At 44.5% G+C, this 14,007-nt stretch carries 14 protein-coding genes; 3 read left to right on the forward strand and 11 right to left on the reverse strand.

All coding sequences use genetic code 11. The features are described from left to right. Window positions 1–363 precede the first annotated feature (363 nt). The 4 genes from FOF60_RS20120 to FOF60_RS20135 form a co-directional block, all read right to left on the reverse strand. Complete coding sequence (locus tag FOF60_RS20120; RefSeq protein WP_192472628.1) at window positions 364–1,770, reverse strand: sensor histidine kinase; 1,407 nt, start codon at window positions 1,768–1,770, stop codon at window positions 364–366. Next, a complete protein-coding gene (locus FOF60_RS20125) occupies window positions 1,760–2,458 on the reverse strand; it encodes a response regulator transcription factor (protein WP_192472558.1) in 699 nt (232 codons plus the stop codon). Before FOF60_RS20125 ends, FOF60_RS20120 begins: the two co-directional genes overlap by 11 nt. A 587-nt stretch (window positions 2,459–3,045) precedes the next feature. After that, window positions 3,046–4,431: an MBL fold metallo-hydrolase gene (locus tag FOF60_RS20130; RefSeq protein WP_192472559.1), complete on the reverse strand. Its 1,386-nt coding sequence runs from the start codon at window positions 4,429–4,431 to the stop codon at window positions 3,046–3,048. A gap of 192 nt (window positions 4,432–4,623) precedes the next feature. Beyond that, window positions 4,624–5,823, reverse strand: a complete 1,200-nt coding sequence (locus tag FOF60_RS20135; RefSeq protein WP_192472560.1) for an MFS transporter — start codon at window positions 5,821–5,823, stop codon at window positions 4,624–4,626. Between the two features lie 201 nt (window positions 5,824–6,024). On the opposite strand from FOF60_RS20135, the gene FOF60_RS20140 reads away from it, so the two are divergent. From FOF60_RS20140 to FOF60_RS20150, 3 genes are all read left to right on the forward strand, one after another. Beyond that, a complete protein-coding gene (locus FOF60_RS20140) occupies window positions 6,025–6,540 on the forward strand; it encodes a DoxX family membrane protein (protein ID WP_192472561.1) in 516 nt (171 codons plus the stop codon). 271 nt (window positions 6,541–6,811) lie between these two features. Then, window positions 6,812–7,315: a DoxX family protein gene (locus FOF60_RS20145; RefSeq protein ID WP_192472562.1), complete on the forward strand. Its 504-nt coding sequence runs from the start codon at window positions 6,812–6,814 to the stop codon at window positions 7,313–7,315. A 110-nt stretch (window positions 7,316–7,425) separates the two neighbouring features. Continuing rightward, entirely contained in the window at window positions 7,426–8,202 is a 777-nt protein-coding gene (locus tag FOF60_RS20150) for an STAS domain-containing protein (RefSeq protein ID WP_192472563.1), read from the forward strand. 43 nt (window positions 8,203–8,245) lie between these two features. Here the strand turns inward: FOF60_RS20150 and FOF60_RS20155 are convergent, their stop codons facing one another. The 7 genes from FOF60_RS20155 to FOF60_RS20185 form a co-directional block, all read right to left on the reverse strand. Further along, the gene (locus tag FOF60_RS20155) at window positions 8,246–8,605 is read right to left on the reverse strand and encodes a cupin domain-containing protein (RefSeq protein ID WP_192472564.1); all 360 of its coding nucleotides are present in this window, start codon (window positions 8,603–8,605) and stop codon (window positions 8,246–8,248) included. A 14-nt stretch (window positions 8,606–8,619) separates the two neighbouring features. Further along, entirely contained in the window at window positions 8,620–8,988 is a 369-nt protein-coding gene (locus FOF60_RS20160; protein ID WP_192472565.1) for a hypothetical protein, read from the reverse strand. 77 nt (window positions 8,989–9,065) lie between these two features. Then, window positions 9,066–10,325 (reverse strand): DUF445 domain-containing protein, encoded by a 1,260-nt coding sequence (locus tag FOF60_RS20165; protein ID WP_192472566.1) that lies wholly within the window; start codon window positions 10,323–10,325, stop codon window positions 9,066–9,068. 212 nt (window positions 10,326–10,537) lie between these two features. Beyond that, a complete protein-coding gene (locus FOF60_RS20170) occupies window positions 10,538–11,068 on the reverse strand; it encodes a chromate transporter (protein WP_192472567.1) in 531 nt (176 codons plus the stop codon). Continuing rightward, on the reverse strand, window positions 11,065–11,640 hold the full coding sequence (locus FOF60_RS20175) for a chromate transporter (RefSeq protein WP_192472568.1): 576 nt from the start codon (window positions 11,638–11,640) through the stop codon (window positions 11,065–11,067). The genes FOF60_RS20170 and FOF60_RS20175 overlap by 4 nt, the downstream gene beginning before the upstream one ends. A gap of 169 nt (window positions 11,641–11,809) precedes the next feature. Beyond that, window positions 11,810–12,469, reverse strand: coding sequence for a potassium channel family protein (locus tag FOF60_RS20180; RefSeq protein ID WP_192472569.1), 660 nt, complete (start codon window positions 12,467–12,469; stop codon window positions 11,810–11,812). Between the two features lie 15 nt (window positions 12,470–12,484). Next, a complete protein-coding gene (locus FOF60_RS20185) occupies window positions 12,485–13,825 on the reverse strand; it encodes a TrkH family potassium uptake protein (protein WP_192472570.1) in 1,341 nt (446 codons plus the stop codon). Window positions 13,826–14,007: the final 182 nt, after the last annotated feature.

The following is a 14,007-nucleotide window of genomic DNA, read 5'->3' on the forward strand; positions in this document are numbered from 1 at the left end:
AAAAGGGAGTTCGATCACAAACTTTGACCCTTTTCAGCGGAAATTTCTCTTTAACTAAGGCTCTGTTAATCTAGGCTGTCGATTTTCGTTCCAGGCGCTTCGCTTTACGCGGGGAAGATTTATGAAAAAGCCCAACTGCCGGCTTTTTCAAAGTTCAAATTCTTCCTTGCAGTCGGGGAGCCTCCTCACCGCTTTCAGCGCCTGCGGGGTCTCTCCATGACTTGCTCATCCCGCAGGACATTGATTGAGCTTCCCTGAACCTGACCACGCACGATGGAACTGCGTTAGCATTTTCGGAGGAGTCTTCGCGCCTTCCACTACAATCAACAGGATGCAAAAACAACAATGGGCTTTAACAGAGCCTTACCTAAAAGGGAGCTCGATTACAAACTTCGTCCCTTTTCCATGTTCGCTTTCTACGGAAATGTTCCCATCATGCATCTGTACCAGCTGTTTGACGATGGATAAACCGAGACCGAACTCCCCAAACGGGTTGCTCGTCCTAGAGATATCAGCCTTGTAAAATCGATGCCAGATTTTTTCGATTTCAGCCGGTTCAATGCCAATGCCTGTGTCCTCGATTTCTATCACTGTCTTCGGCCCATCCATCCTGCCGCGAAGCCAGATTGTCCCGTTTTCAGTGAACTGGATGCTGTTTTTCGTGATATTGATCAAAATCTGGACAAAACGGTCATAATCAGCATGGACCATGACGGATTCTGCCGTTTGAATCTCAATTGAATTATTGCGTTCCTCTGCCTGCAGCCCTAGCTGGTCCTGGATGATTTCGAATACCTCAATCAGTTCAATATCTTCTTTTAAAAGCTGTACCTGATTCGAGCGGATTTTATCATAATCGAGGTTCTCATTAACCAGTCTAATCAGCCGCTTCGTTTCCTGGCTGACCAGATTGATGCCCCGCTCTTTTTCCGCCTCGGGAATCATGTTATTCCTTAGTCCCTCGATGATCCCGCTGATGGTCGTAAGCGGCGTCCTCAATTCATGGGAAACATCTGACATGAACTGGCGACGCCGGTTTTCCAGGCTTTCGATTTCTGAATTCGAATCATTCAGTTTGCTGACCATACTGTTAAAATCATTCGCCAATTCACCGATTTCATCGAAGTCAGAGGACGGAACTTTTACGGTATAATCCCCTGCAGAAACGAGCGATGTGGCTTCCTGCAGCTTTTTGATCCTGTTTACATGGATGCGCGACAGCACCCAGCTAAGCAGGAACGAAACAGCCAGCGCAATCAGCACCGTATAAAATAAATATTTATTGATTTCCGTAATCATTTCCCGTGTCCCGCTGATTGGCGAGGTCAGGAGAATGCCGCCGATAAAGTTCCCACGGTCCACATACGGCAAAACAACCAGGGTCACAGCACGATCATACCGTTCGAGATCAAAATTTTTCACAATCGGATTTCCGTTTGTGAGCTGGCTCCACTCTTCTTCCGATAACTCGATCGCCGGCCCTCTCCATCTGATTGGATTCAGCAGCTGGATATTCTCATCGAATACACTGAATTGGATATCCCGGCCGAAAAGAACCCGGGCATACTGATTGATCACCTGATCAGGACGTTCACCGCCCCGGTCAAGATCACGGAGGATATTTTCCCCGTAGGAAATCAGCTCCTCCGTTTTATTTTTATAAACCAGCGTTTCCACGTACTGTGTGAATACGAGGCTCAGGATGAGAAAGGCAACGATGATAATGCTGATATGGCTCAGAAATTGCTGGTATATATACTTAACCTTCATGCCCATCAACCAGTTCATCGAATTTATAGCCTACGCCCCAAACCGTATGGAAGAATGGCTGTTCTGAACTGCCAATTTTCTTCCTTAGACGCTTGATATGGACATCCACCGTACGTTCATCCCCGTAAAACTGGTATCCCCAGACACGCTCAAGAAGCTGTTCCCTCGTGAATACCTGGCGCGGATGCTGGGCAAAAAACAGGAGCAAGTCGAACTCCTTAGGCGTCAAATTCGTCACAGGGCTGCCATCCAGGCTCACTTCTCGAGTTTCTTTATTGATTTTCAGAGTGCTCGTCCCAACCTCACTATGCACGTCGGGTTTCTGTTTTTGATATCGTCGGGCCACAGCCTTGATCCTCGCCATCAAAGCCAGCGGACTGAACGGCTTCGTCACATAATCATCCGCCCCCATCTCCAGTCCGAGCACCTGGTCCGATTCACTATCCTTGGCCGTCAGCATAATGATCGGCACATCACTGCCCTCCTGCCTGATCTTCCTGCACAGCGTGACACCATCCATGCCTGGAAGCATCCAGTCCACAATCAGCAAATCCCAATCTGTGCTTTTGTAAGCCTCATAACCCTTGAGGCCATCGTTCACAAACCTGCCTTCGATGCCCTCTTTTAAAAAGAACATCTCAATCATCGCGCAGACACTTTCATTATCCTCAATCACTAATATTTTCACGGCAATCCCCTCTGTTCCGACTTCTGTTATATATAAATTATAGCGCAATGGGGCGAGAATCAACTGTTTCGGGTGTTGGTACAAATTATTTAATGAATTGGTCATAGTTTGTTCATGATTGTAGGGGGATTCGTTTAATTCGAGCGCCAATACACTCCATTGTTTGGAATTGCTTGCATTATGGGATTATCTTTCGACTTGAATGGTAACCTTATAGAGGCAGAATCGCTTGCATAAGGGTCTCTTTCGACTTGAATGGTACCCTTATAGAGGCAGAATCGCTTGCATAAGGGCCTCTTTCGACTTGAATGGTACCCTTATAGAGGCAGAATCGCTTGCATAAGGGTCTCTTTCGACTTGAATGGTGCCCTTATAGAGGCAGAATTCCTTGCATAAGGGTCTCTTTCGACTTGAATGGTACCCTTATAGAGGGAGAATCGCTTTACTAAGGGTATCTTTCCACTGAACCTTACCCTTATAGAAACGAAAATGGTAATCTCTCATTCTAAATTATTGCAATTCAGGATCCCATACGCTCCAATCCCCTAATAAATAGAGCCAGCTCATCAACTGAGCTGGCTCTTGTACTAATCCTTTTTAACAGGCAATCCTTCTTTTTCCCATGCGGAGTAGCCGCCGTCGAGGTTGACTACATCCTTGAATCCATTTTTCAACAGCAGGCTTGTTCCGATTGCGGAACGTGCGCCTGACTGGCAGTGGGCGATGATTTTCTTGTCCTTTGGCACCTCGGCAAGCTTGTCTGTCAGGTTTCCGAGCATCATATGGTGGGCGCCTGGAATATGGCCGCTGTCCCATTCGCTCTGATTGCGGACGTCGATGACAAAGTAGTTTTCATCTTCCATCATTTCTTTTGCTTCACTGGCGGTGACAGTCTTGTATTCTTCCAGGCTGCCGCCTAGCTCTTTCGGGTCAACATACCCTGTAACCTGGTCAAGTCCGATTGACTGCAATGATTTTTCGATGTCAGGCAGTTTTTCAGGATCAGCAATCAATACGATGTCCTGATCATAGCTTAATAGCCAGCCTGCCCAGTTCGTGAAGGATTTATTGTAAGGGATGTTAATCGTTCCTTTTGCATGTCCCTCGGCGAACTCATCTGCCGGACGGGTGTCGACAACGACTGCATTCCCTGCGTCAGATAATGACACTTTAGGAGTTTCCTCGCGTCTGAGCAGTTCAGGGCCTACTTTATTCAGCTTTTTCATCTGGGCAAAGTACTTCGGAGGCTCCGGCTGTCCGGCAAGCAGTTCCTCAACAAATTTGTCTTCCTCATGAATCTGGAAAGCCCAGTTGAATTTTTTCTCATATCCTAAAGTAGACATTGGCACAGCGCCAAGCGATTTTCCGCAAGCGCTACCTGCTCCGTGTGCTGGCCATACCTGCAGGAAGTCAGACAGCTTTTCCACTTTGCGAAGCGATTCGTACATCTGGTGTGCACCCGCTTTGGATGTATCCTTGATGCCTGCGGCTTTTTCTAGAAGGTCCGGGCGGCCTACATCGCCTACGAACAGGAAGTCTCCTGTGAAAATCCCCATCGGCTCATTGGCGCCGCCACCCTTATCTGTCAGCAGGAATGATATGCTTTCCGGTGTATGGCCCGGCGTGTGGATGACTTCAAAATAAATATTCCCAATATTGAACGTCGAGCCCTCTGTCAGCAATTCATGCTCATACTGGTCGACATATTGATACTTCCAGTCCTTATCCCCTTCATCGGAGACATACAGCTTCGCGCCATGATGGTGGGCAAGCTCCCTTGCTCCTGACAGATAATCTGCATGAATATGGGTTTCTGTTGCAGCTGAGACTTTGAGGCCTTCTTTTTTGGCGATATCCAGATAAGGCTGGATATTCCTTGCCGGGTCGATGACAATCGCTTCGCCCGTTCTCTGGCAGCCGATCAAGTAAGACATATGTGCAAGCTGATCATCAAAAAACGACTTGAAATACATATGAACTCCTCCTTCAGTTTGATAGGTGTATGAAGACTATACTCTCTTATACCCCGCCCCATATCTTTTAAAAGTCAAAAAACCATCAGTGCGAGTCGCTGCCTTGACTCTAATATATACCTATATCTGTATTTTACTCTGTTGAAAAATCTTCTTCAAATAAAAAGAACCTGCTCCAAAATTGGAACAGGTCTATTTTCCAGCAGGAAGCTTCATCATCCAAATATAGAGAAGAAGTGCAACGGAAACGGAAATGGCGGAAGCGATATAGATGCTGCCATAGCCAAGCCAGTGACCGATCTGGCCAAAAGTCATCGCTCCGACACCAACGCCCAAATCGAAAAAGGAGAAGAAGGTTGCGTTAGCCATACCTTTTCGATTCATCGGTGCATCCTGAACTGCCCATGCCTGAAGAGCCGGCTGGACCGAGCCGAAACCGAATCCGTACAAACCTGCTGCGATGAACATCACAAGGCTGTTTGGCAGCCAGGCTAACAGGATCATGGCGATCATGATTAGAAATGTCCCGGGTAGGAAGACGGCGCCATGTCCTTTCTTGTCATAGAGTTTGCCCGCAAATGACCGGGATAGCATTAGGGTAATCGCAAAAATAAAAAAGTACCATTCTATCCCTTCAATCCCCTTCTGTGCTGAGTAGAGAGGCAGGAATGAAGCGATTCCTCCGAATGTTGTTGTAATGAACAATAATAGCAAGGACGGCTGCAGGGCGGACTTTTCGTATACATCCCATCGTCGCTTGACCGCATTCTCTTCCGCTTTTCCTTCCGGTTTCTCCACCTTTTTATAGGTGATCCTTGATGCCAGCAGGAAGGCAGCAAGACCCAGGATCGCACTGATTAAAAATAACTGCTTGAATGTGATTGCCGCAGCCAGCGCAAGACCAAGCGTCGGTCCCATCGCGAGCGCAACGTTCCCGGAGAGACCGAAATATCCCATTCCTTCTCCCCTGCGCCGCGGCGGTATTAAGTCGGTTGCGATTGTACCAGATGCTGTTGTGGAAAATCCCCAGCCAATCCCCTGGACAATCCGCATTAAAAACAAGAAGGCAATTCCTGAAGCAAATCCAAATGAACCTACAGATACCACGAAAATGGCCAGCCCTGTCAGGTAAATGAACCCCCTCCCTTTCGTTTCTAGCATCCGTCCTGCAAATGGGCGCACAATCAATGCCGAAAATGTGAAAATCCCTACAACAAACCCGATCAATTGGTCATTCCCACCCAGATGCTCCACAAACAGCGGAATGGTAGGCAAAGTCATTTGAAAACCCAGGAAGATGAAGAAATTCGCCAGGAATATAAACATAAAGTCCCTGCTCCAGATTTTTTCAGTGCCCTGAGGCTGTTGAGCTGCTCCTGTTGATTGATCCATCTGCTTTCATCCTTTCTGATTCCATGCTTTGTTTAGGCACTGTTGCCAATCCATCCTTTTAAAAAGATTCACGTTCAATATTCCGTCAATTTGTTGTTGCATTTGTGTGAACAACTTCACAATTTGCTCATTTTTATTTCGGATTCTGATATATTGTAAGTGTAATCAATAATTACTTATTTTTGAAGGGAAGCGATTTAGATGTTCGCTAAATGGTTAAGAGAAAACAATATTGCTGCTGGCCTGTTGACTGTGATTAGGGTATGGCTCGGATATAACTGGATGACTGCTGGTTGGGGCAAATTGACTGGCGAAGGCTTTGACGCAAGTGGATATTTGAAAAACGCCGTTGCAAACCCGGTAAAGGGTCCAGACGGAAATGCAGTTTATGGCTGGTATGTGAACTTCCTTGAAAGCTTTGCGATCCCGAACGTTGAACTGTTCAACTTCATCGTGCCGCTGGGTGAATTCCTGGTTGGACTTGGCTTGCTCCTTGGAACTCTGACAACAGCAGCCATGTTCTTTGGACTTGTGATGAACTTCAGCTTCTTCCTTGCCGGAACCGTATCTCACAACCCAACTGACATCTTCTTCGGTTTCATCATCCTGTTCGCAGGCTACAATGCCGGCAAATACGGTTTAGACCGCTGGGTGGTTCCATTCATCCGCAAGACTGTATTCAAAAGAGAACCCGAAGCTGCCCATAAAGCAGTTTAACTTAAATCATAACCAGAGAGCTGGGCATTAGCCTGGCTCTTTTTTTACGTTTCTCCCAGCTAATTATTAACTTCCCCATTAATTCTTTATCCTCCCTAATTTTTCTCATCACACTATTTCCACGTCATTGCTTTTCCAAAGTGTTCAAAATCCTGACAATATGTTTTAGCTAATTTGTGAACAACAACTTGGAGCCCGCATTTCAAGGTAGAAGATTAATATATTGTAGTGTAATCAAATAATACTTCATCCTTGAAGGGAAGCGATTGATATGTTCACAAATTGGTTAAGGGAAAATAAGGTTGCCGCTGGCCTGTTGACTTTTTTAAGATTATGGCTTGGTTATAACTGGATGGTTGCTGGATGGCATAAAATGACCGGGGAAGGCTTTGATGCAACTGGATATTTGAAAAACGCCATTGCCAATCCGGTAAAAGGTCCTGATGGAAACATGGTTTATGGCTGGTATGTCTCTTTTCTGGAAAACTTCGCGCTGCCAAACATTGAGCTGTTCAACTTTATAGTACCGGTCGGTGAATTCCTCGTCGGCCTGGGACTCATCCTTGGCTGCCTGACAACTGCAGCAATGTTCTTCGGCTTAGTAATGAATTTCAGCTTCTTCCTAGCCGGAACCGTATCACATAATCCAACAGATATTTTCTTCGGCTTCATCATCCTCTTCGCTGGTTTTAACGCAGGGAAGTATGGGTTGGACTACTGGGTAATCCCATATATCCGAAAAACAATTTTCAAACAGAAAGCAGCCACTAAATGAATTTTCGGCCTCCTGCGCTCAGGGCAGGAGGCTTTTGGTATTCCTTGTCCCAACTGGAAAACTTAGCTATAATTTTACATAGAACGCCTATTAGAATAGGAGCGATTATTTTGTTCAACCTCGGTGCACTAGAAACCCACCAACTTTTAAATAAAATCAATGAAAATATTTTAATTGCTGATCAAGAATACAAAATCGTTTTTATCAATGATTCTGCTCTAAAACTATTGGCCAAAATTGGGCCGTATGTAGGAATTAATGATCCAGAAGACTTCGTTGGCAGGGATTTAGGAGAGTTCCATGGCAGCCGTCAGCAAAAAATCCTGGCTGAAGGGAAGTTTCCTCATTTCGCCAGCATCACTTTGTTCAATAAATTTTCAGCCGAGATTATGGTAGATCGACTTACCATTCATGAAGGCAAGGAAAGCGGATTTATTCTTACGTGGAAAGATGTCACTGAATTCGAAGAGGCACTGGAGGAAAACAGGAAACAGCTCCAAGTTCTTGATATGCCTGTCATCCCGCTATCCGTTGACTCAGCTGTCCTGGTTCCGGTCATGGGAAAATTGACTGAAGACCGACTGGCGCTTCTTGGTGACAAAATCCTCTCGCACAGCGCCAGGCAGGGAAATCAATTTGTCATTTTTGACTTTACCGGTGTTTCGGACGAACTGGATGCAGCTATCGCGTTCCGACTGCAGCAGGTCATCAATTCTTTGAAACTTATGGGTGTGCAATCCATCTACGTAGGAATCCGTCCCGAAATGGCCAAATCAATCGTGCTAAATGGTTTGCATGTTAATGTTCCGACTTTCAACACATTTGTCCATGGAATCCGCTATGTGTGGAAAGAGACGGGTTTTGAACTTGTAAAAATTGAAGATTAATCATAGAAGAGGCTCGGTTCACTGACCGAGCCTTTTCATCTATTTATATCGTTGGAAGGTCGGAAACTGTTCTTTCATTTAGTTCTTCGCCTGTATTTACGGTTGTTTTCGGTTCGAAAAAGATAACATGTGCTTCTTCTTCTGCAATGGGAAGGTGCTCAACACCTTTAGGTACAATCATGAATTCCCCTTCTTTCAGGTGTACATCTCGATCCCTGAATTTAAGCAAAAGCTCTCCTTTTACAACAAGGAACATCTCATCCTCATGTTCATGCATATGCCAGATGAACTCACCTTTCAGCTTGGCGAACTTTACATGCATATCATTTATTTCCCCGGCGATTTTCGGACTCCAATAATCACTAAAAAGCGAAAATTTTTCTTTTATATTTACCTTCTCCATTTTTCCAAATCCCCCTATTGCCCAAAAGGAAACTCTGTATGAACTTCCCAATATTTTGTTATCGTTTTCCCGGTTGGTAAAATAAACCCTATCTGCACTTTTTCTGTTTCATTTTCAAAAGTCAATATACCATGAGGTAAGTAGTCGTATGTAAGTCCAGTATTATACTTGAAGGTCCTCGGGCTTTCATTTATGTCTTCTATGACTTTGGCAATCTCGTCCGGATCTTTTATTATCAGAATTGTTTTGCCCTCCATGCCGCTGACTGTCAATTTGTTATAATTACCTGATAGGACCTTGTAATTATAAGCCCAATATACTGTCAAAAGAATAACGCACATCATAACAATAATGACTGTTACAAGCTTTTTCCTTTTAGCCATCCTCTCCCTCCCCCTATCATTTTACCATTTACTTCAATAAAAAAGACCAACCCATTGGATTGGTCTGTAATTCTATTTTACATCACAATAAGCTTGAAGATCGTCAAACCAATACCGATCAGGAAGCCGCAGACGGCTCCGTTCACCCTGATCCATTGCAGGTCTTTTCCGACGTTGTTTTCCATCATGTCAATCAGTGTTTCTGTATCGAGCTTATCAAGATTTTCTCTGACAAGCCTGCCGATTTTAGAATGGTTTCTTTCAATCAGACCAGCTATCTTTGCATGCAGCCAGGTTTCGATTGCTGTTACCTTTTCATTATCAGCTTTGATTTCTTCAATGAACTTTTTTACCACTGGTGTAACCGTATCATCTACAAAGCTGTCTTTTTCGATGTGCGCAATTGCACGATCCTTTGCCTTGGCCAATACACCTTTGATTTGTTGTGTTAAGTCCATTTCTTCGACCATCTTGTTTTTCCAGGTCTGAATTTCTGACATGAGTGCTTCCCGCTCATTAATGCTTCCCAGTTCTTTGCGGATTTTATCAAGAATCATATGGCGGTAGCGATTATCATCCTGCTGCAGGTTCTTCATTCTTTTTAAAATGAATGATTGCAAAATATTGCCGACCTTTTCTTCCGTGATCATATTGCTGAACGATTGGATCGCGAATTTCAAAAGTCCGTCAGCTTCCGTTGTATCGATCGCCTGTTTTCCCAGTTTGCCAAGAACCAGTTTCGCTTCATCCTGGGAAGCCCATTTCTCCGTCTCTTGCAGTACATAGTCAAAAGCGGCCGAGTCATACTCTTTTGCAAGTATATGGCTGGATGCTTTTTGTAAAAACTCGGAAGAATCTGCTGATAATAGGAAGCCTTTGATTTCCTGTTCGATCGACGGTGCAAATCTTTCTACGTCTATTTTTTTCACGACATCCAGACTGAATGACTGGATACTTTTCTTAACAGAATCAGAATGCAGTTCCTTCTCAACCGTCTCGAAAATTTTATCAAGAATATGAATCTGCTTGAACTTTTCCATGATGCTCTCTTTCGTGAGCCAGTCATTCTCAAGCATGTTGATTAACGCGCGCGTTACTTTATCACGATTTTTCGGCAAAAGTGCCGTGTGCGGAATCGGGATTCCCATCGGGTGCCTGAATAGTGCCGTAACGGCAAACCAGTCAGCAAGTCCGCCGACAAGACCAGCCTCAAAGCCGCCCATCAGCAATTTCCCGATCAATGAATCCTGAAACGGAATCGTAGCAAGGAACCCCGCTCCCATAATCGCCAGCGAAATAGCCGCTAAATGTCTAGATCTCTTATCACGTTTTTCCATATATCTCCCTCTGTTACTGTTTGATTGATGCCAAATTCCAACTTGTTCGTCAAGATCCTGCTATTAAAAGAACAAAAGAGCCTTCCTAAAATAAGTCTCTTCAATATTTTAACCAATTTATAGGGGAGAAAGCTATAAAAAAGGAAAAGTCCCGGGAGCTTAGGTTTCCGGGACTTCATTAAATATAACTTTCTTACTTCATCCATTCTTGCTTACGATAAAACAAGGGCACCGTAAACAAGGGATCCTGCGATGACATAGGCAGGGTGGACTTTAAGTTTTTCCATCAGGAAGAAGCTGATTCCGCCAATCAGAATGGTCTGAATCAGGCCGACACCCTCATAGGAAGAGAAAAAGAAATCATAGGTCATGACCCCTAATAGGACGGCAATGACTGGGCGGACGACGATTGTCAATCTTTTGACACGGGGTGAATCTTTGAACTTCATCAACAAACCGAGCAAGCTGATCATCAGGATTAGGGATGGTGCTACCGTGGCAAATACTCCAACTATAGCACCGAGGATTCCACCTTCTGCATATCCGATATACCCAGCCATCTTGGTAGCAATCGGGCCTGGCAGGGCGTTCCCCATCGCCAGCACCTCACTGAATTCATTGACTGACATCCATTCATAACGGTCAACGACTTCATTTTCGATTAATGGAATGGAGGCAGGACCGCCGCCATATCCTAAAATTCCAGGAATGAAAAAGGCCAAAAATATATGGAAATAAATCACTGCTGCTCCCCTCCTGTTTGTTTATTTTCTGCGGTAACAGGGTCTTTTTTCAGCAAGGCTCCGAGCAGCAATACAAAAATTAAAATAGCAGGATGCAAATTCAAGAATTGAAGAAGAACCAGGCTGCCAATGAGCGCCACAACTGTCCACGCCCATCCGAGGTTTGATTTGCCTGATTTCTTGATAAAATCCCATGTCAGGACGGCAAGCATGACGGCAACAACTGGAACAACAGCCTCTGCCATTCCTTTCACCCATGGCTCATCTTTGTATGAGTTCAGGCCGGTCAGCAGCAGGATCATCAGGATGATTGCCGGAATCATCGTTGCTGTAAGGGCATTGATCATACCAAGGTATCCGCCTACTCGATAGCCAATGTAGCCGGCCATTTTTGTGGCAATCGGACCTGGCAGCGCATTTCCCAAAGCAAGAACATCACCGAACTCATCAGAATCCATCCATTTATATTTTTCAACCACTTCCTTATGTACAAGCGGGATCGAGGAAGGGCCGCCGCCATATCCGAGGATTCCCACGCGAAAAAACGCTAAGAATAAATCTTTTTGCTTCAAGACTTCACCTTCTCTTCTGTTATTGGTACATGAACAGACTCTTTAACATTACTCTATTATCTCTTATTTATTATAGACTCATATAATCGATCCTGCATGTCAAATTCAAGAAAAGAACCTTGACTGAACAACGAAAAAAGCAGGCTGTTCATTACAGCCTGCTATAACATTATTTTATTTTCGTAAACCTGTTCAAATCTCCATTCTCGCCAAGGACAATCAGGATATCCTCTGCTCTTAGCGTTTTCTCCGGATCTGGAGAGATGTCGACTTTGTTAGCGGTCTTCACGCCGATAACCGTGATATTATATTTGGCACGCAGATTGATTTCAATCAGGTTCTTCCCTGCCATGCTCAATGGAAGTTTGATTTCCTCGATACTATAGTCATCAGATAGCTCGATAAAGTTCAATACATTTGGTGATGCCATCAGCTGATGGGCAACTCTCTCCCCCATATCCCTTTCCGGGAAGATGACTTTATCCGCACCAACCTTGAACAATACTTGCGCGTGGTGTTTGTTAAGGGCTTTTGCAACAACATTGGCAACACCCATTTCTTTTAAAATAAGAACGGTAAGGATACTTGCCTGGATATCGTCCCCGATTGCCACAATTACTGTATCAAAGTTCCTGATTCCTACAGCCTTTAACGTTTGCTCGTCCGTTGAGTCGCCGATTACCGCATGGGTAACAAACTCTTTATAGTCCTCGATATGTTGCTCACTTTTATCAATCGCCAAGACTTCGACTCCTTCATTGTATAAAGTCGTCGCTACACTTGAACCGAAACGGCCCATGCCGATTACTGCGTATTGTTTTGCTGCCATAAAAAAAACATCCTCCTACCCAATCATCACTTTTCCAGCTGGATATCGATAATGATCCTCTTTTCTTTTTTTCGTTATTGCAAAAGCCAGTGTCAGCGGGCCAACCCTGCCTGCGAACATCGTAATCGTTATTACTATTTTTCCATATGGTGATAGCTCAGGGGTCAAGCCCATAGAAAGCCCTACAGTTGAAAAGGCAGAAACTGTCTCAAAGAATATCATCAAAAACTCTTTTCCTGGTTCAGTGACGGTCAACACCATTGTAACCAATCCTATTAAAAAAAGTGAAATCAGTGTAATCGTCAATGACTTGGAGACAATGCTTTGATCCATTCTTCTGCCAAAGAATGTGATATCCTCCCTGCCGCGGATTTGTGACCTGACTGCACCAATCAGGACCGCAAATGTGGTCGTCTTGATTCCTCCACCCGCAGAGCCTGGCGAAGCGCCAATGAACATCAGGAAGATGATCAAAAACAAGGTTGACTGCTTCAAGTCAGGGATATTCAATGTATTGGATCCCGCTGTCCTTGGTGTGACAGCCTGGTAAAACGCTCCGAATATTTTACCAGTCATCGTCATTGGCTTCAAGGTGGATGGATTGTTGAATTCCAGGATGAAAATCAGGAGAGCTCCTCCAAACACCAATACAGCCGATATTGCTAAAACGATTTTCGAATGCAGGGAAAGTCTTCTTGTCCTGCGATAGTCAAACAACTCATTCATGACAATGAATCCAATCCCTCCCAAACTAATGAGAGTGATCATGGTAAGATTGACGATCGGGTCTTCAGCATATACAGTAAGCCCTTTGAATCCACCCATCAAATCAAAACCGGCATTATTAAAGTTCGATACGGCATGAAAAAAACCAAAATAAATCGCCTTGCTTGCAGCCATCTCCTGTGAAAACCTCAGAGAAAGAATGATTCCGCCAGTGATTTCGACTGCGGCTGTAAAAAGAAAGATTCGTTTGACAAGCCTGACAATCCCTTCTACAGTCGCGTTATTCAATGATTCCTGGATAATCAGCCTTTCTTTAAAAGAAATTCTTTTTCCTAAAATAAATGCAAGTAAAGTGGCGAAACTCATGAACCCCAGTCCGCCAACCTGAATCATCGACAGGATGACCATTTCACCAAAACGTGTAAAAGCATCGCCTGTGTCAACGACGACAAGGCCTGTTACACAGGTTGCTGAAGTTGCCGTAAACAATGCATCCAAAATCGGAAGTCCCCTGCCATTCACTGTAGAAGCTGGCAGTGAGAGCAACACAGTCCCTAACAAAATAATGGCACCAAATCCCAAAACAAGTACTTTCGGGGGATCCATCCTGAAAAACAATTTCCTGCGCATGATTCTTCCTTCTTTCCTTAGTATGAGGAATTATGCGTCTAATATTTCTTTGCAGGGACTTTGTTCAAACTGGAATTTTAGCATAGCCGGCATATCTAAAATACAGCAAAACAAAAAAGCCCCCAGAGGCTAAAAGATAGCAGCCTTGTGGACTTTTGAACATACATGTCACACAAGCTTCA

This window comes from Mesobacillus jeotgali, from assembly GCF_014856545.2.
Lineage (GTDB): Bacteria > Bacillota > Bacilli > Bacillales > Cytobacillaceae > Mesobacillus.

Excerpts from the sequence above, each read along its gene's own strand:
- FOF60_RS20120 (WP_192472628.1), bottom strand. The coding sequence starts at position 1,770 with ATGAAGGTTAAGTATATATACCAGCAATTTCTGAGCCATATCAGCATT.
- FOF60_RS20130 (WP_192472559.1), bottom strand. The coding sequence starts at position 4,431 with ATGTATTTCAAGTCGTTTTTTGATGATCAGCTTGCACATATGTCTTAC.
- FOF60_RS20135 (WP_192472560.1), bottom strand. The coding sequence starts at position 5,823 with ATGGATCAATCAACAGGAGCAGCTCAACAGCCTCAGGGCACTGAAAAA.
- FOF60_RS20140 (WP_192472561.1), top strand. The coding sequence starts at position 6,025 with ATGTTCGCTAAATGGTTAAGAGAAAACAATATTGCTGCTGGCCTGTTG.
- FOF60_RS20145 (WP_192472562.1), top strand. The coding sequence starts at position 6,812 with ATGTTCACAAATTGGTTAAGGGAAAATAAGGTTGCCGCTGGCCTGTTG.
- FOF60_RS20155 (WP_192472564.1), bottom strand. The coding sequence starts at position 8,605 with ATGGAGAAGGTAAATATAAAAGAAAAATTTTCGCTTTTTAGTGATTAT.
- FOF60_RS20160 (WP_192472565.1), bottom strand. The coding sequence starts at position 8,988 with ATGGCTAAAAGGAAAAAGCTTGTAACAGTCATTATTGTTATGATGTGC.
- FOF60_RS20165 (WP_192472566.1), bottom strand. The coding sequence starts at position 10,325 with ATGGAAAAACGTGATAAGAGATCTAGACATTTAGCGGCTATTTCGCTG.
- FOF60_RS20180 (WP_192472569.1), bottom strand. The coding sequence starts at position 12,469 with ATGGCAGCAAAACAATACGCAGTAATCGGCATGGGCCGTTTCGGTTCA.
- FOF60_RS20185 (WP_192472570.1), bottom strand. The coding sequence starts at position 13,825 with ATGCGCAGGAAATTGTTTTTCAGGATGGATCCCCCGAAAGTACTTGTT.